The organism is Paracoccus sp. (in: a-proteobacteria) (genome assembly GCF_030538755.1).
Taxonomy (GTDB): Bacteria; Pseudomonadota; Alphaproteobacteria; order Rhodobacterales; family Rhodobacteraceae; genus Paracoccus.
In genome coordinates this window covers 83,571-105,836 of sequence record NZ_JAUNTJ010000002.1, presented here as the reverse complement: position 1 = coordinate 105,836, position 22,266 = coordinate 83,571, and the positions used below count along the sequence as shown (strand labels likewise).

Annotated in this window: 23 protein-coding genes; 11 read left to right on the top strand and 12 right to left on the bottom strand. The window is 63.2% G+C overall.

All coding sequences use genetic code 11. The features are described from left to right. Positions 1-26: 26 nt before the first annotated feature. From Q4G14_RS01630 to Q4G14_RS01620, 3 genes are all read left to right on the top strand, one after another. Entirely contained in the window at positions 27-1,151 is a 1,125-nt protein-coding gene (locus tag Q4G14_RS01630; RefSeq protein ID WP_303359975.1) for a Gfo/Idh/MocA family protein, read from the top strand. 193 nt (positions 1,152-1,344) lie between these two features. After that, on the top strand, positions 1,345-1,473 hold the full coding sequence (locus Q4G14_RS01625) for a hypothetical protein (RefSeq protein ID WP_303359974.1): 129 nt from the start codon (positions 1,345-1,347) through the stop codon (positions 1,471-1,473). A gap of 30 nt (positions 1,474-1,503) precedes the next feature. Then, entirely contained in the window at positions 1,504-2,376 is an 873-nt protein-coding gene (locus Q4G14_RS01620; RefSeq protein ID WP_303359973.1) for a MurR/RpiR family transcriptional regulator, read from the top strand. A gap of 150 nt (positions 2,377-2,526) precedes the next feature. Here the strand turns inward: Q4G14_RS01620 and Q4G14_RS01615 are convergent, their stop codons facing one another. The 7 genes from Q4G14_RS01615 to Q4G14_RS01585 all read right to left on the bottom strand — a co-directional run bounded on the left by Q4G14_RS01615 (position 2,527) and on the right by Q4G14_RS01585 (position 9,854). Next, complete coding sequence (locus tag Q4G14_RS01615) at positions 2,527-2,688, bottom strand: hypothetical protein (RefSeq protein WP_303359972.1); 162 nt, start codon at positions 2,686-2,688, stop codon at positions 2,527-2,529. Between the two features lie 109 nt (positions 2,689-2,797). Beyond that, positions 2,798-3,811, bottom strand: a complete 1,014-nt coding sequence (locus Q4G14_RS01610) for an ABC transporter permease (RefSeq protein WP_303359971.1) — start codon at positions 3,809-3,811, stop codon at positions 2,798-2,800. 38 nt (positions 3,812-3,849) lie between these two features. After that, positions 3,850-5,385, bottom strand: coding sequence for a sugar ABC transporter ATP-binding protein (locus Q4G14_RS01605; RefSeq protein ID WP_303359970.1), 1,536 nt, complete (start codon positions 5,383-5,385; stop codon positions 3,850-3,852). An 84-nt stretch (positions 5,386-5,469) separates the two neighbouring features. Next, positions 5,470-6,318: a substrate-binding domain-containing protein gene (locus tag Q4G14_RS01600; protein WP_368661246.1), complete on the bottom strand. Its 849-nt coding sequence runs from the start codon at positions 6,316-6,318 to the stop codon at positions 5,470-5,472. A gap of 383 nt (positions 6,319-6,701) precedes the next feature. After that, positions 6,702-7,658 (bottom strand): Gfo/Idh/MocA family protein, encoded by a 957-nt coding sequence (locus tag Q4G14_RS01595; RefSeq protein WP_303359968.1) that lies wholly within the window; start codon positions 7,656-7,658, stop codon positions 6,702-6,704. A gap of 33 nt (positions 7,659-7,691) precedes the next feature. Beyond that, positions 7,692-8,630: a substrate-binding domain-containing protein gene (locus Q4G14_RS01590; RefSeq protein ID WP_303359967.1), complete on the bottom strand. Its 939-nt coding sequence runs from the start codon at positions 8,628-8,630 to the stop codon at positions 7,692-7,694. Between the two features lie 27 nt (positions 8,631-8,657). After that, on the bottom strand, positions 8,658-9,854 hold the full coding sequence (locus tag Q4G14_RS01585) for a Gfo/Idh/MocA family protein (protein ID WP_303359966.1): 1,197 nt from the start codon (positions 9,852-9,854) through the stop codon (positions 8,658-8,660). A gap of 80 nt (positions 9,855-9,934) precedes the next feature. Here Q4G14_RS01585 and Q4G14_RS01580 point away from each other — a divergent pair, with 80 nt between their 5' ends. Beyond that, the gene (locus Q4G14_RS01580; protein WP_303359965.1) at positions 9,935-10,210 is read left to right on the top strand and encodes an ATP-binding cassette domain-containing protein; all 276 of its coding nucleotides are present in this window, start codon (positions 9,935-9,937) and stop codon (positions 10,208-10,210) included. Positions 10,211-10,303: 93 nt separating this feature from the next. Next, positions 10,304-10,426, top strand: a complete 123-nt coding sequence (locus Q4G14_RS15045; protein WP_368661288.1) for a DUF3489 domain-containing protein — start codon at positions 10,304-10,306, stop codon at positions 10,424-10,426. A gap of 105 nt (positions 10,427-10,531) precedes the next feature. Here Q4G14_RS15045 and dapD read toward each other — a convergent pair whose 3' ends face one another. Further along, the gene (gene dapD / locus Q4G14_RS01575) at positions 10,532-11,353 is read right to left on the bottom strand and encodes a 2,3,4,5-tetrahydropyridine-2,6-dicarboxylate N-succinyltransferase (protein ID WP_303359964.1); all 822 of its coding nucleotides are present in this window, start codon (positions 11,351-11,353) and stop codon (positions 10,532-10,534) included. 91 nt (positions 11,354-11,444) lie between these two features. On the opposite strand from dapD, the gene Q4G14_RS01570 reads away from it, so the two are divergent. Beyond that, complete coding sequence (locus Q4G14_RS01570) at positions 11,445-12,269, top strand: LOG family protein (protein ID WP_303360088.1); 825 nt, start codon at positions 11,445-11,447, stop codon at positions 12,267-12,269. Between the two features lie 54 nt (positions 12,270-12,323). Here the strand turns inward: Q4G14_RS01570 and rlmN are convergent, their stop codons facing one another. Beyond that, a complete protein-coding gene (gene rlmN / locus Q4G14_RS01565) occupies positions 12,324-13,496 on the bottom strand; it encodes a 23S rRNA (adenine(2503)-C(2))-methyltransferase RlmN (RefSeq protein ID WP_303359963.1) in 1,173 nt (390 codons plus the stop codon). Between the two features lie 131 nt (positions 13,497-13,627). Then, on the bottom strand, positions 13,628-14,149 hold the full coding sequence (locus Q4G14_RS01560) for an invasion associated locus B family protein (protein WP_303359962.1): 522 nt from the start codon (positions 14,147-14,149) through the stop codon (positions 13,628-13,630). Positions 14,150-14,313: 164 nt separating this feature from the next. Between Q4G14_RS01560 and Q4G14_RS01555 the strand changes: the two genes are divergently transcribed. After that, entirely contained in the window at positions 14,314-15,300 is a 987-nt protein-coding gene (locus tag Q4G14_RS01555) for an asparaginase (RefSeq protein WP_303359961.1), read from the top strand. Between the two features lie 126 nt (positions 15,301-15,426). On the opposite strand, the gene Q4G14_RS01550 is transcribed toward Q4G14_RS01555, so the two are convergent. Continuing rightward, a complete protein-coding gene (locus Q4G14_RS01550; protein ID WP_303359960.1) occupies positions 15,427-16,191 on the bottom strand; it encodes a TSUP family transporter in 765 nt (254 codons plus the stop codon). Positions 16,192-16,286: 95 nt separating this feature from the next. On the opposite strand from Q4G14_RS01550, the gene Q4G14_RS01545 reads away from it, so the two are divergent. Next, positions 16,287-17,285 (top strand): nitronate monooxygenase family protein, encoded by a 999-nt coding sequence (locus Q4G14_RS01545; protein WP_303359959.1) that lies wholly within the window; start codon positions 16,287-16,289, stop codon positions 17,283-17,285. A gap of 29 nt (positions 17,286-17,314) precedes the next feature. On the opposite strand, the gene serB is transcribed toward Q4G14_RS01545, so the two are convergent. Then, a complete protein-coding gene (serB, locus tag Q4G14_RS01540) occupies positions 17,315-18,199 on the bottom strand; it encodes a phosphoserine phosphatase SerB (RefSeq protein ID WP_303359958.1) in 885 nt (294 codons plus the stop codon). A 246-nt stretch (positions 18,200-18,445) separates the two neighbouring features. On the opposite strand from serB, the gene Q4G14_RS01535 reads away from it, so the two are divergent. The 3 genes from Q4G14_RS01535 to Q4G14_RS01525 all read left to right on the top strand — a co-directional run bounded on the left by Q4G14_RS01535 (position 18,446) and on the right by Q4G14_RS01525 (position 22,261). After that, a complete protein-coding gene (locus Q4G14_RS01535) occupies positions 18,446-19,897 on the top strand; it encodes an aldehyde dehydrogenase (protein WP_303359957.1) in 1,452 nt (483 codons plus the stop codon). 138 nt (positions 19,898-20,035) lie between these two features. Then, the gene (gene pobA / locus Q4G14_RS01530; protein ID WP_303360087.1) at positions 20,036-21,205 is read left to right on the top strand and encodes a 4-hydroxybenzoate 3-monooxygenase; all 1,170 of its coding nucleotides are present in this window, start codon (positions 20,036-20,038) and stop codon (positions 21,203-21,205) included. A gap of 33 nt (positions 21,206-21,238) precedes the next feature. Continuing rightward, complete coding sequence (locus Q4G14_RS01525; RefSeq protein WP_303359956.1) at positions 21,239-22,261, top strand: TRAP transporter substrate-binding protein; 1,023 nt, start codon at positions 21,239-21,241, stop codon at positions 22,259-22,261. Positions 22,262-22,266 lie beyond the last annotated feature (5 nt).

Here is a 22,266-nt window from a genome sequence, read left to right as displayed (position 1 = left end):
CGTCATCTATAAACTGGATACCGCCCATGTCTGACAAACCTGTCCTGCGTATCGGCCTGATTGGCACCGGCTTCATGGGCAAGGCCCATGTCTTCGGCTTTGCCAGCGCGCAGAAGGTCTTTGACCTTCCCTACAGGCTGGAACTGCACACGGTCGCCGATGTCACCGAAGATGCCGCAGCCCGTGCCGCAACCGATTTCGGCTTCGCCCATGCCACAGCCGACTGGCGCAGCATGGTCGAGAACCCCGAAATCGACGTCATCGACATCACCGCCCCGAATGCGCTGCACAAGGAAATGGCCTTGGCTGCCATCTCTGCCGGCAAGCATGTCTATTGCGAAAAGCCGTTGGCACCGCTGGCCTCGGATGCGCGCCAGATGGCGGATGCGGCGGCAGCCAAAGGCGTCAAGACCCAGGTCGGCTTCAACTATCTCTGCAACCCGATGCTGCGGCTTGCGCGCGAGATGATCGCAGCGGGCGAGTTGGGCGAGATCCGGGGCTATCGCGGGCTGCATGCCGAGGATTACATGGCCGATGCCGACGGTCCCTGGACATTTCGCCACGATCCGGCGGGTGGCGGCGCGCTGGCCGATATCGGCAGCCATGCGCTGGCCACGGCCGAATTCCTGCTGGGTCCGATCACCGAGGTCATGGGCGATTGCATCACCATGATTGGCCAGCGGCCCGACGGTCAGGGCAGGATGCGTGCCGTAACCGTGGATGATGTCGGTCGCGCCTTTCTGCGCTTCGCGAATGGCGCGCAGGGTTCGATCGAAGGTAACTGGATCGCCACCGGCCGCAAGATGCAGCATGATTTCGAGGTCTATGGCACAAAAGGCGCACTGGCCTTCAGTCAGGAGCGATTCAACGAGCTGCATTTCTATTCAATCGCTGACATGCCCGGTCGCCGCGGCTTCCGTCGCATCGAGGCCAGCCCCGACCATCCGCCCTATGGCCGCTTCTGCGTCGCCCCTGGCCACCAGATCGGCTTCAACGACCTGAAAGCCATCGAGATCGAGGGCTATCTGCGCGCCATCGCAGGCGAGACCCCCGAGCCTTTCGGCTTCGCAGCCGGATTGCGTATCCAGCAGCTGGTCGAGACGATCCAGCACTCTTCATCGACGCGGCAATGGTTGGCTGTGACGGCCTGATAATCCGCTGCCGCCTTTCTGCCGCAGCGTCTGATGGGACGCTTTCTGCCCCGGCTCTCCGGGGTGCCCGGCGCATAACCGGGCACCCAACCTCAGGAAGGGCTTTGGATATTCGACAAGTTTCCTGTAACGAGCCGGGCAAGGCTTACCTTCGAGAACAGCCTACAGGCCCGCCCCCAGGCTGGCAGGCGACATGGTGCTGACGCGGGTGCAGGTCGAGGATCAGGGCGTCGATGTCAGCTTCACCCTGCCAGTGGATCGACGCAAAGGGCTGCTGATCGAAATAAAACAGGAAGAAAGAGGGCTTGGCCCTCTGCAATAATTATTGCAGACTTGGCAGCAGAGGAAAGCCATGCCAACAAGCCACCCGCCGCAGGATTACGAAGAACTGATCCGCATCATCCATGATCGTCACGATCAGATGAGCAAGACCTATCAGCGCATCTCCGTCTATCTGACCCAGAATCCCAACGAGGTCGCCGTCCATTCGGTGAATGCCATTGCCGAACGCTGCGGCATCCACGCCTCAAGTTTCGTGCGCTTTGCCCAGTCCCTGGGCTATAAGGGCTTCAAGGAGTTACAGGCGCTGTTCCAGAAACGTCTGGCCACTGCTGCACCGGGCTTCGAGGCCCGCGTCAGGGCGCTGGAAACCGAACTCAAAGGTGCGGATGATCCGACCGAGATCGGTTTCCTGCGCGATCTGGTGGTGCGCGACATCGCTTCATTGCAGCAACTGCTGAACGAGGTGAACCCCGAGGATCTGGCACTGGCTGCCGACCTGCTGGATCGTGCCGAGATCATCTACCTGATCGGCCAGTTGCGTTCATCGCCGGTCGTCGAACTCCTGCGTTATGTGCTGACCATGCTGGGCAAGCGCTGCGTGCTGCTGGACCCCGGCGGCGGGCTGGCCACGCATATCGGCCGCACCATTCGCAAGACCGATGTTCTGCTGGCGGTCTCGTTCCGTTTCTATGCCAATGAAGTGGTGAACGTCGTCGAGGAAGCGGGCCAGAGGGGAACCGACATCATCGCCATCTCGGACAGCACCCTGTCGCCGCTGGCGCGGTGGGCACGGGTGCTGTTTCCGGTTCCCGAACATGATTACACCTTCTCGCGTTCGCTGGCCGCACCGATGTGTCTGGCGCAGGCATTGGTTGTGGCCGTGGCCGCCCGCGTGCAGCACAATGATGAAGACCCACGCATCCCGACCGTGACCGGAACCTGATACCCGCCCCCCGGACCAGCTTATCCCGACCAACGCCACCGAGGCGTATGTGAAGGGATAGAAGGTGCCGGCGCGCATATGGCCGACCACCCAGGCACCAAGCCAAGCTGCTCCACGGCCAGCAGCAGCATTCCCGCAGCGCGGACCAGATTATCTGAACCGAACTCCCCCGATAACTGCATAGGAGATCAGTTTCAGGGCATTCGTCACGGCAAAGAACATCACCTTCGCGGCGGCAAAACACCTCGGATCACCGGGCAGGCCCATGCCGCCGAGACCGAGTTGCGAAAGACTCACCAGCGCCACGGCCAAGGCTTGTGGCAGCGAGTTTGACCGCAGAAACAAAGATATTCCACAGCATTGTGGCAGCCACGAAAAAGGCCCGCAGCAATTGCTCCGGGCCTGTCACCTGCACGAGAGCTCAGGCTTTCTTGCTTCGGGCCTTCTGCCGATAGGTGTCGGCAATCACAGCGGCAACGATAATCACGCCCTTGACGATTTCCTGATAGAAGGCATCGACCCGCAGGAAGGTGAAACCAGACATCATCAGGCCCAGGATCAACGTGCCGATCACTGTGCCGAAGATCCGCCCTCGCCCCCCGGCCAACGAGGTGCCGCCGATCACGGCTGCGGCGATGGCGTCCAGCTCATACATCATGCCCATGCCGGCCTGCGCGGTTTCCGCGCGGGCAGCGGTGACGATGCCGGCAAGCCCTGCCAGCAAACCGGCGATGGCATAGACCTTGATCAGGTGCCGCTTGACGTTGATGCCTGAAACGCGGGCCGCCTGCGGGTTGGCACCGATCGCATAGGTGAACTTGCCATAGCGAGTATAACGCAGGGCAATGTGAAAAATCACCGCCACGGCCAGAAAGATAAAGACCGGCGTTGCCCCCGCACCAATCGCCGCGAAACCATCGGTTGGAAAACTGATCGGCTGGCCCTTGGTATACCATTTGGCAATTCCGCGTGCTGTCACCATCATGCCCAGAGTCGCTATGAACGGCGGGATCCCTGTCAATGCGATCAGTGCTCCGTTAATCATCCCCGCAACCAATCCGATGCCCAGTCCCAGGGCCAGTGGCACGATGACCGGCATGTCGGTCAGCGCCGGATACATCGCACGCGCATAATCACCTGACTGCGCCACACTCATTGTTATCATCGCTGTCATGGCAACGACCGAGCCAGAAGACAGGTCGATCCCCCCGGTAATGATGACCTGCGTCACCCCGATCGCAATGATACCGATCACCGAAACTTGCAGGATCATGATCGTCAGACGACGGGTATTCATCAGGAAGCTCTGCCCCTGAAAAATCCATCCCAGAAGCTCGAACATCAGAGCGACGGCAACCAGCACCAGCAGAATATTCAACTCTTGTGGCAAGCCGCGCCGCTGTCGCCTGATCGGTTCGATCTGCACATTGTCCATGAGATAATACTCCTCCTTGGCACCACGCCACAAAGGCCTCAGCGGGCCGCCAGTTCCATGATTTTCACCTGATCGGCCTCAGCCCGATCCAGAATCCCGGTCATATGACCCTCGTGCATGACCATGATCCGATCAGACATGCCCAAAACCTCGGGCAGTTCGGACGAAATCATGATGACAGCGACCCCGGACTGCGCAAGACGCGAAATCAGACGGTGGATTTCCGCCTTTGCGCCGACATCAATGCCGCGCGTCGGCTCGTCGAGGATCAGGATACGGGGCTTGGTTAAAAGCCAACGTGCGATCAGCACCTTTTGCTGGTTGCCCCCCGAAAGGTTCTCGATCCGCTCTTCGAGGTTCGGGGTCTTGATCCGCAGCTTGTCCTTCATGTCAAGGCAGAGATTGGTCATGCCCTTCTCATCGACATAGCCCAGCTTGACGTGACCTTCCTGAAGAGCGGCGATCTGCATGTTTTCCAAAATGGAAAGCGGCAGGAAGCAGCCGGTATCCTTGCGGTCCTCGGTCAGCAGCGCCATCCCCTCGCGCATGGCATCGGCGGGCGATGTAATGGCGACCTGGCGTCCGTCGATACTGATCGTGCCTCCGCTGGCGGGCGTCACACCGAACAGCGCCTCGGCGACATTCGAACGACCCGAGCCGACCAGACCCGCCAGACCAAGTATCTCGCCCCGCCGCAGATCAAAGGTGATCCCGTGGAACGTGCCCGGCAGGGACAGATCCTTGACCGACAGGATCACATCGCCGATCTCGGCCTCTTCTTTCGGGAACATATTGGTGATCTCGCGTCCGACCATCATGCGGATGATATCGTCGCGGGTCACGTCGGTGCTGGCATGAGTGCCCACATATTTGCCATCGCGGAAAACCGAGAACTCATCGGCGATCTCGAACAGCTCGTTCATCTTGTGGGTGATGTAGACGATGGCCACGCCACGCGCCTTGAGGTCGCGGATGATCTCGAACAGATGCTCGACCTCGGTTTCGGTGATTGCCGAGGTGGGCTCGTCCATAATCAGCACGTTCGACCTGTGGCTGACCGCCTTGGCAATCTCGACCATTTGACGCTGCGCAACGGTCAGGGTGCTGATCTGTGCCGTTGGATCAATCTTCAGCCGAAGCTGCTGAAACAGTTCTCGGGTCATCTCGGTCATCTTGCGATGATCGATCAGGCCAAGCGCATTTTTCGGCTCGCGCCGGATCCAGATGTTCTCGGCGACCGTCATCCAGTCCATCAGCGCCAGTTCCTGATGGATCATCGCGATACCCTGTTCCAGCGCATCAAGCGGGCTGGCCAGGACAACCTCCTCGCCACGCAGCCGGATGGTGCCGCGGTCAGGGGAATAGATCCCCGCAATGATCTTCATCAGCGTGGATTTTCCGGCGCCATTCTCGCCCATCAGGGCATGGACCGAGCCAGAGCGAAGCCGGAACTGCACATCATCCAGCGCCACCACGCCAGGAAATTCTTTCCGAATACCCTCGATTTCAAGAATATAGGGCAGGCTCTTTTCCTTGAAGCGTTCAATCGCCTCCAGTGTATTCGTCGAAACCATCTTCCCCCCGAAAGACCATCAGGGGATGTCACCCCCGGGATTGAGGTCCGGGCGCCCGGACGTGATGCCGGACGCCTGTTCAGATCAGTTCTGTTCCTTGTATTCGGCGATATTCGCGGGCGTTACCAACTCAAAGGGCACGGCAACGCGTTGTTCGAATTCTTCGCCCCGCGCAATTCTCAGAACAGTGTCCAGCGCCCCCTCGCCCTGCCCCTTGGCCGATTGATGGACGGTGACATCCAGATCCCCGGCTTCCAGTGCTGCCAAAGCGTCCTGCGTTGCATCAACGCCACCGACAACCACATTGTCCATCGAAATCCCCGAGGCTTTCAGCGCCTGAATCGCACCCAGCGCCATCTCGTCATTATTCGCGAACACGGCCTCGGGCTGCATCCCCGAGGTCAGCCAGTTGGTCATCAGGTCAAGGGCCGGCGTTCGCATCCAGTTCGCCGACTGGGAATCCAGCACATTGATGCCCGCGCATTCTTCGGATTGCAGCACGCGCTCGACCGCCGCAGTGCGCCCACGCTGGCCGGTGGTGCCAAGCTGGCCCATCAGGATAACGGCCTCACCCTCGCCGCCCATCAGCCTGCACATCTCGGTCGCCTGCAATTCGCCCGCCTGTTCCTCGTCCGAGCCAACCCAGGCCTGCTTCTCGGGGAACTCCTCCATATTGGCAGGCAGCATGTTGACGAAGACCAGGGGCACACCCGACCGCTCGGCGATACGCGACATGGCTTGACCCGAGTCCGCATCGACCAGCATCACGATAATGCCGTCCACGTCCGAAGCGACAAAATTCTCGATCTGGGACTGCTGGCGCGCGATGTCACCCTGGGCATCTTCCATCTGAACCGTGACGCCCAGATCGCCTGCATGGCGCTGGATATTTTGGCGCAGCACAGTCAGATAGTTGTCGTCAAAAAGCGACATGGCAACGCCAATGGTCTCTGCATGGCCTGCCCCCGTCATAAGCGCACAGAACGCGGTAGCCGTCGCAATTTTCGTGATCATGTGGGTCTTTCCTCCTCCTGTTACCTCCGCCCGATCTTCTCGCGTCGAACGCAGCCAAAACCTCGATGCGATAAGGCAATATCAAGCCGTTGGCAGAACCACCGTTCCGCCGCATCCAGTCCGACCTGATGACGACCTCCCGCCATGCCCAAGAGCCGTGAGCGATGCGCCCCACGCATCCTGCCCCTGACCTCCACGAGCCAGGGATTCCCTGCCTCGACATTAACCATAGCCCTTCTGCAATATGATTGCAATGAAAATTGCAGATGAGAAATATGGCAACGGGTGCTCTTTTTGCGTATCTACAAGAGGGGCGCCAGCAGCCCCCCGCCTGCTGGCAGATGCTCGACCAACTGTTGGCAATAGTCCGTCGCCAGCAGACCATCGCGGGCTGTCGCCATGTCCTCGCAGGGCAGACCGTAACGGCTCGCCCGCACCCAGGCCTGATCCTGCAAACGATAGCTGTCGGCAAATCGACCGATCCAGTCGGGCGAATATCCGGCCCGCATCGCACCATTGCGCCGCAAACGCACCTGCGCCGGTTCGGCCATGGCCACAACGCCTTCGCGGCCGACGATCTCGGCATGGACGTGGTAGCCATAAGCGGCGTTCATGAACATCTCGACCGAGATTACCGCCCCGCGATCCGTGCGCAACTCGGCCAGCAACATATCGTTGGCATCGCCAATCTGCGTCAGGCTTGCCGACGTGTATTCGGCGTCCAGCAACCAGCGGCAGATGTCGATTTCATGCACCATCGCGTTGGTGACGATCATCGGGCCATCGAACCAATGCGGCGCAGCACGATTGCGATGCACGCAATGCATCAGCAAGGGCGCCCCGATCCGCCCCTCATTCAGTTCCCGTTTCATCTCTCGATATGAGGGATCAAAGCGGCGCATGAAGCCAAGACTGACCAGATTGCGGCCCGCATCGGCATCGGCAATCTCGCGGCATTGCGCAACCGTCGAGGCCAGGGGCTTCTCGCAGAGCACCGGCTTGCCCAGACCGATCGCCGCCATGACCAGTTCATGGTGGGCGGCGTCCGGGGCGGCAACCACCACCGCCTCGACCGCATCGCTTTCGATCAGGGCTAACCCGTCGTCGAAAAGTTGCGCCCCATATGCGGCGGCAGTTGCCCGTGCCGGATCAGGATCAGAGACCGCAACCAGCCGTGCGCCCGAAATCTCCTCGGCGAAGAGGCGGGCATGAAACCCGCCCATCACACCGGCACCGATCACACCAACAGCCAGACTCATCTGCGATCCCTCCGGATGGCGGGATGACCGGTTTCAGCGCGCCAGATAGTCATCGACATTCTCGGGGGTCACGAGTTCGAACGGGATATAAACAGCACGCTCTGCCAGTTCCTCGCCCCGCGCCATGGCGGCGGCGACCTCGACTCCCTTGCGGCCCTGCCCTGCTGCATCCTGAAAAACGGTCAGATCAATATCTCCGGCCTTCAGTGCCATCAAGGCATCCGGTGTCGCGTCGATACCCGCCACGACCACCTCGTCTGGATCAACCGCCGCAGCCTTCAAGGCCTGAGCCGCGCCGATGGCCATTTCATCGTTATTGGCAAAGATGACATCCGGCGACAGCCCGGCGGTCAGCCAGTTCGAAACCAGATCCGAAGCCTTGCTGCGCGACCAGTCAGCGACCTGCATATCCTCGATCTTCACAAAATCGCAGTCGGGCGTCCGAACGAATTCCTGCACCGTTTCGGTCCGCACGCGTCCCGCCTGAATGAACAGGTCACCTGCCAGGATCATGCCAGTGGCCTCGCCGTCACCGACCTTTTCCTTGACCATACGGCAGGCTTCGGTCGCCTGAATCGTGCCTGCATCGACCTCACGCGAACCGACGAAGGCCTGCAACGGACCAAGGTCGTCTACATTCGGCGGCTCGCGGTTAATATTCACGATGGGGATCCCGGCATCGACAGCCATCCTGTCCATCTGGGTAATCGCATCTGAATCCACCGCGACCACGATGATCGCATCGACCCCGGACGAGATGAAATTCTGAATCTGGCTCAACTGCCGGGGCACATCGTTTTGCGCATCCTCGAATTGCAAGGTAACGCCTTCTGCACGTCCCGCTTCTTCAATGCCCTGACGCAGAATGGTCAGGAAATTATTGTCGAATTGCGCCATGGCAACGCCGATTTCCTGCGCCTGCGCACCGAATGCGGCCATTGCAAAAGCGGTTGTAATCATCAGCCGTTTCATGTGGTTCCTCCTCCTTGTATTCTTCCGTCAGTCATTAACGGCGCAGGATACCCACGCCCCGCCTTCAGCATTCGAACGAATCGCGGCCTGGATGAAGGCAACGCCCGCAGCGCCCTCCTCCAGCCCAGGATAGGCCAGCAGCCCGTCCGGCAGATTGCGCCCTTGACGCCGGGCCTCTATGGCAATGGCGAATTCCTCGTAGAGATTGCCCCAGGCATCCGACAGTGCTTCGGGATGGCCGCGCGGCATGTGGACGAAGCGCGCAGCATCCGACAGTATCCCTGCGCCATGGCCGCGCGAAATGCGGATATGCGGCGCGTTGAAGGGGCGGTGTTGCAGGTATTCCGGGTTCTCCTGATCCCATTCCAGCGTGCCCTCGGTCCCCGAGATACGGATGCGCAGCCCGCAACTGGCCCCCGCCGCCGCCTGCGAAATCAACAGCGTGCCGGGCACGCCGCCCTGAAAGCGGCAGGTCATGAAGGCGGTGTCCTCCAGCGGCTGATCGGCCCCCAGCCTGTGAAACTCGGCCCGCAATTCAGTCATGCGCAGATCCGATACGAACTCGGCCAGATGATGCGCGTGGGTGCCGATATCCGCTGTGGTCGCAGCACCCCCCACCTTGGTCGGCTCCTGCCGCCAGGGCGTGCCAGACCAGGCGGCATCCGCGGGCAGCAGCGCCATTTCCTGGAAATACTCGACATGGATCTGCGTGATCTTGCCGATGGCACCTTCCCGCACCATCTGCCGGGCCTGCCGCACCATCGCATGGGCTGCGAAGGAATAGGTCACACCAAAGATCAACCCGGTTTGGCGCTGTCGGTCGATCAGCGCCCGCGCCTCGTCCAGCGTGTTGACCAGCGGCTTGTCGCAGATCACGTCGATGCCCGCATCCATAAAGGCCATGGCAACCGGGAAATGCAGATGGTTCGGAACAGCGATTGCCACCGCGTCGATACCATCCGGTCGCACCGCCTCGGCCTGCGCCATCTCGCGCCAGTCGGTATAGCTGCGATCGGGATCCAGCCCCCAGTCGCGGCCCGATTCTACTGCGACCTCAGGACGCGAGGACAGTGCGCCTGCGACGATCTGCCAGCGGTCCGACAGCCGCGCACCCCGCGCATGGACCTGCCCGATGAACGCCCCCGCTCCACCGCCCACGACCCCAAGGCGCAGCTTTCGGCCCATAGCGGGGAAAGCCCCCGCAAGGTTGGCATTCTCTGACATCGACTTCCTCCTCGAGGTGATTCCCTGCCCTCTCCAGCAATAGAAAGCGCGGATCGCCGTAAATCGCAACAATTATTGCAATGCTTCGAAAATCAGCGTTTCCGTTGCGGGTGAGAATTTCATATGCCTATGGTCCAAACAGGGTTCTGAACGGCATCGACCTGACGGTCGGCGCAGGCGAAGTGCTGGCGCTGGTCGGCAAGAATGGCGCCGGAAAATCGACGCTGATGAAGATCGTCGCGGGCCATCTGCATCCTGGTGAAGCTGCGGCAGGGCCAATCGGTGCCTGCCGAGGCCGCAAGGATTGTCTTGGTGCATCAGGAATTCACCCTGATCCCGAACCTCAGCGTCGCTGAGAATATCTTGCTGAGGCGTGAGCCGGCACGGCTCGGTCTGATCGGCTATGCCGCCATGCGTGCCGCTGCCCGCGAGGTGTTGCGTCTGGTAAGCTGGGATATAGCCTCCACACGGTGCGCGGAGCCATAGCCGGGACACTGACGAAGCGCCCCGGATTGGTGGTGACTTCCGACAAACACCCCGAACACCGGCGGATTTATCGGATCGTTGATTGATCCGGGCAAGACGCTCTTGGTGACATCCGGGACATGTTCAATCCGAACAAATGCCGAAACCCCCTCATAGCTGCCGGATATACCTCAAATTAAATGAAAATGCCTTTAATCGCGCAGCAGGTCGTTGATGCTGGTTTTCGACCGGGTTTGCGCATCGACGCGTTTGACGATCACGGCGCAATACAGGTTGACGCCGTTCTTCGACGGCATCGACCCTGCCACCACGACCGAGCCGGCGGGAACTTCGCCATACATCACCTCGCCGGTTTCGCGATCGACGATTTTCGTCGATTTGCCGATGAACACGCCCATGCCAAGGACCGAGCCTTCGCGGATGATGCAACCCTCGACCACTTCGGAGCGGGCGCCGATGAAGCAGTTGTCCTCGATGATGGTGGGGCCGGCCTGCATCGGTTCCAGCACGCCGCCGATACCGACGCCGCCCGACAGGTGCACGTTCTTGCCGATCTGGGCGCAGGAACCGACCGTGGCCCATGTGTCAACCATCGTGCCTTCGTCCACATAGGCGCCAAGGTTGACGAAGGACGGCATCAGCACCACGCCCTTGCCGATATAGGCCGATTTGCGCACGATACAGTTCGGCACGGCGCGGAAACCGGCGGCCTGCCAGTCTTTTTTCTTCCAACTGGCGAATTTGCTGTCCACCTTGTCCCACCAAGTGCCGCCCTGCGGGCCGCCCGCGTGCTTTTCCATGTCGTTCAGGCGGAACGACAGCAGCACCGCCTTTTTCGCCCATTGGTTCACGTGCCAGTCGCGCCCGCGCGGTTCGGCCACGCGCAGCGTGCCGCTGTCCAATGCGTTCAGCGTTTCCTCGACCGCGTCGCGGGTCTTGCCTTTGGTGTCAGGGGTGATCTGGTCGCGCTTTTCCCACGCGGCTTCGATGGCGGTTTCAAGATCGGCGGTCATGGCGTGTCTCCGGGTGGCAAATTCTGGTTTTGGGCTATAAGCGGGGGGAAAGGCCCGTGCAATGCGCCGGGTCGCAAAACAAGAGGTTCCGATGACGCCGGACGACGACCGCGCCCACGCCCTGACCCACAGCGACGAGGATGCCGCCCGCGCCAACCGCATTGCCGACACGCCGCAAACCCGCTCGCCCGCCTATCGTCTGGCCTATACCGACCACGATTTCCTGATGCGCGAGGAATTGCGCCCGGTCCGTCTGCAACTGGAGCTGCTGAAGCCGCAGATGCTGATGGATGAACATGGCATCGAATCGACCGTGGTGATGTTCGGCGGCGCCCGCATTCCCGCGCCGCAGGATTCGGGCAGCGCGCGCACGCCGACCCTGGCGGCGCTGGCGAAATATTACGAACAGGCGCGGATCTTTGCCCAGATGATGACCGAGCGCAGCCTGAAGTCCGGCGGGCGCGACTTTGTGATCTGCACCGGCGGCGGTCCCGGCGTGATGGAGGCGGGCAATCTGGGCGCGCAGCAGGCCGGGGGCGAATCCATCGGGCTTGGCATCGTGCTGCCGCATGAACAGGCGCCCAACAGCTATGTCACCCCGGCGCTGTCGTTCAATTTCCACTATTTCGCCATTCGCAAGATGCATTTCCTGATGCGGGCGCGGGCGATCACGGTGTTCCCCGGCGGCTTTGGCACGCTGGATGAATTGTTCGAAACCCTGACCCTGATCCAGACCCAGCGGATGCGGCGGGTGCCGGTTCTGATGTTCGGGCGCGATTTCTGGGACGGCATCATCAACTGGCGCGCGCTGGCCGAATCCGGCACCATTTCGGACGAGGATCTGGACCTGATGCATTATGTCGAAACCGCGCAAGAGGCGGTGGCCATCATCGACGCCGCCGGGCGACCCGACTGACGCCCGGCAGGAACCCGTCGCGCCGGGTTTCCTGCGCAGACCCTTCGCGGCAGCCTACAGTTCGGCGGCGATCTGCGCCGCCGATTTGCGCCCCCGCTCGGTCGCGGATTTCAACTGGCCGCAGGCGGCCATGATGTCCTCGCCGCGCGGGGTGCGGATGGGGCTGGCGTAACCGGCCTTGTAGATGATGTCGGCAAACGCCTCGATCCGGTCCCATGACGACCGCGTGTAGGGCGCGCCGGGCCATTCGTTAAAGGGGATCAGATTGATCTTGGCCGGGATGCCACGGATCAGCCTGACCAGACGGCGCGCGTCGTCGTCGCTGTCGTTCACGCCGTCCAGCATGACATATTCAAAGGTGATCCGTTCGCTGTTCGACAGACGCGGATAGTCCCGCAGCGCCCCCAGCAGCGTGTCGATGTTCCAGCGTTTGTTGATCGGCACCAGCCGGTCGCGCACCGCATCGGTGGTGGCGTGAAAGGACACGGCCAGCAGACAGCCGATTTCCTGCGCCGTGCGGGCGATTTCGGGCACCACGCCGCTGGTGGACAGGGTGATGCGGCGACGCGACAGGCTGATGCCCTCGCCGTCCATGACCACCTGCATGGCGTCACGCACATTGTCGAAATTATACAGCGGCTCGCCCATGCCCATCAGAACCACGTTGCTGACAAGGCGGGTCTCATCCTTGGGCACGCCGGGCTGCGGCCATTCGCCCAGATCGTCGCGCGCCACCATCACCTGCCCGACGATTTCCCCGGCAGTCAGGTTGCGCACCAGCTTTTGCGTGCCGGTATGGCAGAAACTGCACGTCAGCGTGCAGCCAACCTGCGAACTGATGCACAAGGTGCCACGGTTTTCCTCGGGGATATACACCGCCTCGACCTCGTGCCCGCCGGCGATGCGCAGCAGATATTTACGGGTGCCATCGGCCGAGACCTGCCGCGTCACCACCTCGGGCACGGCAATTTCGAACCGCTCGGCCAGCAAAGCGCGGTAATCCTTGGCCAGATTGGTCATCTGCCCGAAATCGCGCACCCCCCAATGATACACCCATTGCCAGATCTGCCCGACGCGCATTCTGGCCTGCTTGTCCGGCGTTCCGGCGGCAATCAGCGCATCGCGCAACTGATCGCGCGTCAGCCCGACAATATTCACCCGCCCGCCTTCGGGCAGCTTGCGGGGGATGGTCACAACATCCTGAGTAATCGGGGCAGACATAGGCAAACCGGATTCTTTAGCGGAAAGACCCGGATATACGCGAAAAGGGCCGCTCTTTCAACCGGCCCCCATCTTTGGTCCGAAAAATATCCTCGGGGGTCCGGGGGTGGAAAACCCCCGGCCTTCGGGCGCTCCGGTTACTGACAGCGCGACCGGGCGGTGTTGGTCGCAGCGGTGATCCCGGCCAGGCTGAAGGTATCCACCGTCCGCGTCCCGCGCGACGACCGGCCCGACACAACCGCCGTGGCACCGGCGCGCAGGGCGGAAATCAGCCGCGCGTCGTCATCGGCGCTGCCGGTCCAGGCGCTTTCGCCTTCGGTGAACAGGTTGAACTTGGCACCGCCCACATCCACCTCGACGGTCGAGTCGGGGGCAAAGGGATAGCCGCCGCTAAAGCTGACCTCGCCCTGCTGGCCGGGACGATAGGCGACATACAGGCGAATATCGCCCCGGCGCACGTCAACCGGATTGCCGTTCTGGGTATTCACCGACGAACGCGGAGGCGACACCGCCCAGCATTCGCGCGGGCTGTCGGCGGCGAACACGGTCCAGTCGCCCTCGGTGGCAACGACATTCGTGGATTCCTGCGCCTGTGCCGCGCCAATGCCTGCGGCAAGGATCGCGATGGCGGTCATGCCCCGCAGCGTGGTGATCTTCATGCTCTGGTCTCCTGCCAAATTCGCCTGTTTCCCGGCTTTGAATCTGATTGCTGTGGCGTTTTCAACCACCCCGCGCAACAATAGCGCAATTTTTGTCGTGCGAGAAAGGCCCCTTGGCGGTAAATCGCGCGAATGTCAGGAACAGACAGAAAACGAGGGATGTGATGGCGCCAGCCGATCTGATCGAATTGTGGCGGGGCGGGATGCGCGAAAGCGTGCATCAGGGCCATGCGGTGGTGGCCGATACGCGCGGGATCGTCGCGGCATGGGGCGATCCGGGGGCGGTGATCTTTCCGCGATCCTCGTGCAAGATGATCCAGGCCCTGCCGCTGCTGGAATCGGGCGCGGCCGATGCCGCCGGGCTAAGCGCCGAACAACTGGCCCTGTCCTGCGCCAGCCATAACGGCGCGGAAATCCACACCCGCCGCGTGGCCGACTGGCTGGCCGCGCGCGGGCTGGCCGAAACCGACCTGCGCTGCGGATCGCATATGCCCGCCGACAAGGATGAAAACAAACGCCTGACCTGCTCGGGTGAATCGCCTTGTCAGTTGCACAACAACTGCTCGGGCAAACACGCCGGCTTTCTGACGCTGAACCAGCACCTGAAGGGCGGCAGCGAATATATTGAGCTGGACCACCCGGTTCAGACCGCGATCAAATCCGCTTTCGAAGATGTCACAGGCGAAACCAGCCCCGGCTTTGGCATCGACGGCTGTTCGGCACCCAATCACGCCTGCACCGTCACCGGGCTGGCCCGCGCCATGGCGGCCTTTGCCGCTCCGCAGGGTGATTCGCGCGGTCGCGCCATGGAACGGCTGGTGCAGGCCATGTGCGCCTTTCCCGAACTGGTCGCGGGCGAGGGGCGCGCCTGCACCGCATTGATGCGCGCCATGGGCGGCCGCGTCGCGGTGAAAACCGGGGCCGAGGCGGTGTTCGTCGCCATCGCCCCCGACCAGGGCCTGGGCGTCGCGCTGAAGATCATGGATGGCGGCACCCGCGCGTCCGAGGCCGCGATCACCGCGATTCTCGTGCATCTGGGGCTGCTGGATGCCGATCACCCGGTGGTCGCCACCTATCTGACCGGCCCGCAAAAGAACTGGCGCGGCATCGTGACGGGCGAATTGCGCCGCGCGCCGGGCTTTCCGGGCTGATCTGTCACGAAAGATTTGCGTCCGCGTGCTTGAATGCCCATGCGGACGCAGGGTCTTGTCCCCGCTTTTGGCGCTGTTCCGCTGCCTTCCCGTCCGGCGCCCCCTGGGCAGAGGGGGCGCCGGTTTCTATTCCGCGATCAGCCGCCAGATCAGCCGCAGCGCCAGCGCGGTCGAGGTGACGACCAGCAGCGGCTTGATGACGCGCGACCCGATGCGCACCGCCAGACGCGACCCCAGCCACGCCCCCGCCACCTGCGCCACCCCCATGGCCAGACCGATGGCCCACAAGGGCGCGCCCGCGATGGCAAAGGCGATCAGCCCGCCCATATTCGAGGCAAAGTTCAGCAGCTTGGTATGCGCCGTCGCCTTGAGGATGCCGTAACCCGCCAGCATCACAAAGCCCAGCATGAAGAACGCGCCCGTCCCCGGCCCGATCAGCCCGTCATAGAACCCGATCAGCGGCACGATGGTTGCGGCGAAAACCCCTGCCCCCATGCGCCGCGCGCGGTCCAGATCGTTCAGCCCCGGCTTGAGCGCGAAAAACGCCGCAATCGCCAGCAGGATCGCCGGCAGGATATAGTTCAGCGCCTGCACCGGCAGCCATGACACCAGCGCCGCGCCAAGTGCCCCCGCCGCACCCGCGATCAGCGCCGATCCGCCCTGCGTGCGCAGATCGACCAGCCCCGCGCGGGCATAGCTGGCCGCCGCCGTCGCCGCCCCGAACGCGCCCTGCACCTTGTTGGTGGCCAGAGCCTGCGCCGGCGGCACCCCGGCCAGCAGCAGCGCCGGCACCGTAATCAGCCCGCCGCCGCCCGCAATGGAATCCACAAATCCCGCCGCAAAAGCAGCAAGGATCAACATCACAGCCAGATCGAGCGTTACTTCAAACATGATCGCCACATGCGCCCGCCGGGGCGGAATGTAAACCCGGCTTTCAGGCCGGTTGCAGCGGTGCCATACTGCCCGCAAGCAGACAGGGGGAACGGATGGATTTCGCATCATACCGGGTGATTCAGGCTCCGATGGCGGGCAGCTCGACCGTGGCTCTGGCGGCGGCGGTGGCGCAGGCGGGCGGCTTTCCGATGCTGGCCTTTGGCGCGCTGGATGCGGCGGCAGCCAGCGCGGCCATGGCCGATCTGCGGTCGCGGTGGGACGGGCCGTTCGGCGTCAACCTGTTCTGCAACACCCCGCCCCGCCGCGACCCAGCGCGCGAGGCGGCGTGGATCGACCACCTGCGCCCGGCCTTTGCCGCCGCAGGGGCCGAACCCCCGGCAGGGCTGAGCGCCCCCTACACCAGCTTTCGCGTCGATGACGCCATGTTCCGCGCCGTGATTCAGGCCCGGCCCGCCGTCGTATCCGCCCATTTCGGCCTGCCCCGCGCCGACCAGATCGCCGCGATCAAGGAAATGGGCGCGACCCTGATCGTCACCGCCACATCAGACCCCGAGGCACGGCTGGCTACCCGATCAGGTGCAAATGCGCTGGTGGCCCAGGGCTGGCAGGCGGGCGGGCATCGCGGCATCTTTGACCCCAACGGCCCTGACGAGCGCCTGCCGACGCTGGATCTGGTGCGGCAACTGGCGCGCGTCGGCGTGCCGGTGATCGCGGCGGGGGGCGTCATGTCTGCGGCGGATGCGCAGGCCGCGCGCGATGCGGGCGCGGTGGCCGTGCAATGCGGCACCGCCTATCTGAACGCCGATGAATCTGCCGCCCCGCCCGCCCATCGCGCCGCGCTGGCAGGTGGCGAAACGCAGATGACCCGCGCGGTTTCAGGCCGCCCGGCACGCTGTCTGCGCAACAGCTTTACCGCCATGGACGACCGCGACGCGCCCGATTACCCGGTGACATATTCGGCAGGCAAGGCGCTGCACGCGGCGGCATCCGGGGCGGGCGATACCAGCTATGGCGCGTTCTGGGCCGGAACCGGCGCGGCGCAGGCCATCGCCGCCCCCGCCGCCACAATCACCGCCATGCTGCGCGGCTGACCCCGCGCGCGGGCGGGGCGCGCCGCCAATTACCGCGCCGGGCTGACGAATTCGGCGGCGCTGTAGCCTTGCAGATACAGCAGCGCGGTCAGATCGCCGTGGTTGATGCGAATCTGCGCCTGCGCGGCGACCACCGGCTTGGCGTGCAGGGCAACGCCGGTGCCTGCCTCGGCCAGCATCCCCAGATCATTGGCGCCATCCCCCACCGCGATCACATCGGCAGGCACCAGCCCGCGCGCAGCGGTGATCTGATGCAGCGCCTCGACCTTGGCTTCGCGCCCCAGCACCGGCAAGGCGACATGGCCGGTCAGCACGCCATCATCGGCCAGCAGCGTATTGGCGCGGTGTTCATTGAACCCAAGCGCCGCCGCCACCGCGCCGGTAAAGGCGGTGAACCCGCCCGACACCAGCGCCGCATAGCCCCCATGCGCCCGCATCGTCGCCACCAGTTCCGGCCCTCCGGGCGTCAGGGTGATGCGGCTGTCCAGCACATCCTGAATGACGGTCTCGCGCAGGCCCGCCAGCAGGCCGACCCGCTCGATCAGCGCCTCGTGAAAGTTCAGCTCGCCGTTCATGGCGCGGGCGGTGATCGCGGCCACGCGGTCGCCCACACCCGCCATCGCCGCCAGTTCGTCGATACATTCCTGCCCGATCATGGTGCTGTCCATATCGGCCAGCAGCACCCGCTTGCGCCGGGCATGGGTGGGCTGGACGGCCAGATCAATGCCGATGGTCTGCAGATCCCCGGCCACCTGATCCAGATCGCCGGGCACGGCAGGCATCTGAAATTCGGCCGCAATGCCGGGGTTCAGCCAGCGCATGTCCGACCCGCCCCACGACCGGCGCAGGCTGTCGATCAGCGCCGATTCCAGATTGGCGACCGATGGCGCGGCGATCAGCGAAAGCGTCAGCATGGGCGGCTCCTGTTTGGTTGCGGGCGGTTTAGGCAAGTTTCCCGCCACACGCCAGACACAAGCCCGCGCAAAGTGCCGCCAGCCAGACAGATTGCCAAAACACACAAGTTTGCATGGGAAATTCTCATTCTTTCCAGCGTGGCTTTTGCGCTAGCCTCGGCCTGCCGGAAAGGGAGCGGCGAACGATTGGCGGTGGCTGCACATAACCGGGCAGCCTGACCGCCTGATCCAAGAGGAGGAACGCCCATGCAGGATCTTGCCCTGCTGATGAACAACCAGGACAGGCCCGCCTCGGACGGGAAATCCTTTGACCGGATGAACCCGATGACCGGCCAGCTTGCCACGCGCGCGGCAGCTGCCACCGTCGCCGATGCCCGCGCCGCCGCCAATGCGGCGGCTGCGGCCTTTCCCGGCTGGTCGGCCACCAGCCCCAGGGAACGGCGCAAACTGCTGAGCAAGGCCGCCGATATTCTGGAACAGCGTGCCCCCGAATTTGTCGATGCCATGGCGGCCGAAATTGGCGCGACCAAGGGCTGGGCGATGTTCAACGTGACACTGGCCGCCGACATGCTGCGCGAAGCCGCCAGCCTTGTCACCCAGATCAAGGGCGAGGTGATCCCCTCGAACCGGCCCGGCAGCACCGCGCTGGCCATCCGCCGACCGGCGGGGGTGGTTCTGGCGATCGCGCCGTGGAACGCGCCCGTCATCCTTGGCGTGCGGTCGCTGGCCACGGCACTGGCCTGCGGCAATACCGTCGTGATGAAAACATCCGAACTGTGCCCCCGCACCCACCGGCTGATCGCGCAATGCCTGATCGAGGCCGGCTTGCCGCCCGGCGTGCTGAACGCGCTGTCCAATGCCCCCGCCGATGCTGGCGAGATCGTGGGTGAACTGATCGCGCATCCTGCGGTGCGGCGGATCAACTTTACCGGCTCGACCCGCGTGGGCCGGATCATCGCCGAAACGGCAGGCAAACACCTGAAGCCCGCCCTGCTGGAACTGGGCGGCAAAGCGCCCTTCGTGGTGCTGGATGATGCCGACCTTGATGCCGCCGTCGCGGCTGCGGCCTTTGGGGCCTATATGAATCAGGGTCAGATCTGCATGTCCACCGAACGCATCGTTGTGATGGATGCCGTGGCGGATGCCTTTGTGGAAAAACTTGCCGCCAAGGCCAAAACCCTGATTGCCGGCGATCCGGCCAGGGGTGAAACGCCGCTGGGTTCGGTCGTGGATGTCGGCGCGGCGGAACGGCTGGGTGAACTGATCGCCGATGCCACATCCAAGGGCGCGACGCTGGCAGCAGGCGGGCGGATCGACGGCACGATCATGGATGCAACGCTGATCGACAAGGTAACACCCGACATGCGCCTTTATGCCGAAGAATCCTTCGGCCCGGTTGTCACCGTCGTGCGTGTCGGATCAACGGACGAAGCCGTGCGCGTCGCCAATGACACCGAATACGGCCTGTCCGCAGCCGTGTTCGGCGGCGATGTCAACCGCGCGATGGCCGTGGCGCGGCGCATCGAAAGCGGCATCTGCCATGTCAACGGCCCAACCGTCCACGACGAGGCGCAGATGCCCTTTGGTGGCGTCAAGGCGTCAGGCTATGGCCGGTTCGGCGGCAATTGGGGCATCGACGAATTCACTGAACTGCGCTGGATCACGTTGCAGGACGGCCCGATCCACTATCCGATCTGAACGGGGTGAACGGGCGGGCGGCGCTGACCCGCGCCCCTGCCTGATAATCGTCAGTTACCAAAACCAGCAATCAAGCTGCCGAATATCTCAATTTACCTGCGGATTTTCGCAGGTCATTCTGGCAGGATGGAGGAGATCATGCGCTGTCAGGTGGTTATCATCGGGGGTGGCCCGTCTGGCCTGCTGCTGGGGCAGTTGCTGCACCGGCAGGGCATTGATGCGGTGGTGCTGGAACGCAAGACCCGCGATTATGTGCTGTCGCGCATCCGCGCGGGGGTGCTGGAAACCGGCATGGTGCGGCTGCTTGAACAGGCCGGTGTCGCCGAGCGGCTGCACCGCGAGGGCTTTGTTCACGACGGCACGCAGATCGCCTTTGGCGACGACATGTTCCACATTGATTTCAAGGCCCTGACCGGCGAACCCGTCATCGTTTACGGCCAGACCGAGGTGACGCGCGATCTGTATGACGCCCGCGACGCCGCCGGTGCCCGCACGATATTCGAGGTGGATCACGTCCAGATTCACGGGGCCGACAGCGACGCGCCTTATGTCACCTTTGCCCAGAGCGGGCGCGAACAGCGCATCGACTGCAACTTTATCGCCGGATGCGACGGCTTTCACGGCGTCAGCCGGCAGGCGATTCCGCTGACGGTGCGGCGCGAATACGAAAAGACCTATCCCTTTGGCTGGCTGGGTGTGCTGTCGCGCACCCCTCCGGTGCATGACGAACTGATCTATGCCAGTTCGGACCGGGGCTTTGCGCTGTGTTCGATGCGCAATGAAAACCTGTCGCGCTATTATATCCAATGCGCGCTGTCTGACAGCCCCGGCGACTGGACCGATACGGCCTTTTGGCAGGAACTGCGCCGCCGTATCCCGCCCCATATCGCCGAGCGCCTGCAAACCGGTCCCACCATCGAAAAATCCATCGCGCCCCTGCGATCCTTCGTGACCGAGCCGATGCGCTGGGGCCGTCTGTTCCTGTGCGGCGATGCCGCCCATATCGTGCCACCGACCGGGGCCAAGGGGCTGAACACCGCCGCCAGCGACGTGCATTACCTGTATAACGGCCTGCGCCAGCATTATCACGACGGCGACGATCAGGCGCTGGACCGCTATTCCGAACAGGCGCTGCTGCGGGTCTGGAAGGCGGAACGGTTCAGTTGGTGGTTCAGCGGGCTGCTGCACCGCTTTCCCGATCAAAGCCCGTTCGATCTGAAGATGCAGCAGGCGGATATTGCATTCCTGCGTGATAATGAATCGCAGCAAAGGGCTTTTGCCGAAAATTATGTGGGTCTGCCCTACTAGTGCGGGCATATTCGACATCAGGGAGGAACAACCATGAAAACCGCAATTCTGACGACCATCGCGCTGCTGGCAGGCAGCACCGGCCTTGCCGCGCAAGAGGTGACGCTGCGCGTCCACCACTTCCTGTCAGCCGCCGCCCCGATCCAGACCGAAGTGCTGGAACCGTGGAAAGCCGCGCTTGAGGAACAATCGGGCGGGCGCATCGCGGTCGAGATCTATCCCTCGATGCAATTGGGCGGGCGTCCGCCGCAACTGTTCGATCAGGCCCGCGACGGCGTGGTGGATGTGTCGTGGACGCTGCTGGGCTATACGCCGGGGCGGTTCCCGATTGCCGAAGTGTTCGAGCTGCCCTTCATGGCCTCGACCGCCGTGGCGACCACCACGGCCTTGCAGGAATTTCAGGGGCAATACCTGACCGAGGAACTGGCGGGGGTGCACACGCTGATGCTGCACGCGCCCTCGGCCTATAAATTCCACACCGTCAGCGCCAGCATCGAATCGCTGGACGATCTGGCCGGGCTGAAGATCCGCGCCCCGTCGCGCGCGATGACCGACGGGCTGAACGCGCTTGGCGCAACCGCCGTGGGGATGCCCGTCCCCGAGGTGGCGCAATCGCTGACCACCGGCGTCATCGACGGCGCCGTGATCCCGTGGGAAGTGGTGGGTTCGCTGCGGGTCGAGGAAATCACCCGCGAACACACCGAAATCGGCATCGAAAACGGCGGGATCGCCACGGCGGTCATGGCGCTGGTGATGAATCAGGCGAAATACGATGCGATGCCCGATGATCTGCGCGCGATTCTGGACGAAAACTCGGGCGCGGCGCTGGCCGAACGGGCGGGCGCGGCCTTTGACCGGGTCGAGGAACAAGAGCGGCAGAAATACGTCGATGCCGGGGCCACGATCCGCGTCATCCCCGAGGCCGACCTTGAGCCGTGGCACGCGGCGACGCAGCCGGTGATCGACGCATGGGTGGCGCAGATGAACGCGGCGGGCCATGACGGTCAGGCCATGCTGGACGCCGCCCGCGCCATGCTGGACGCCGCGCAGGAGTAACAGAC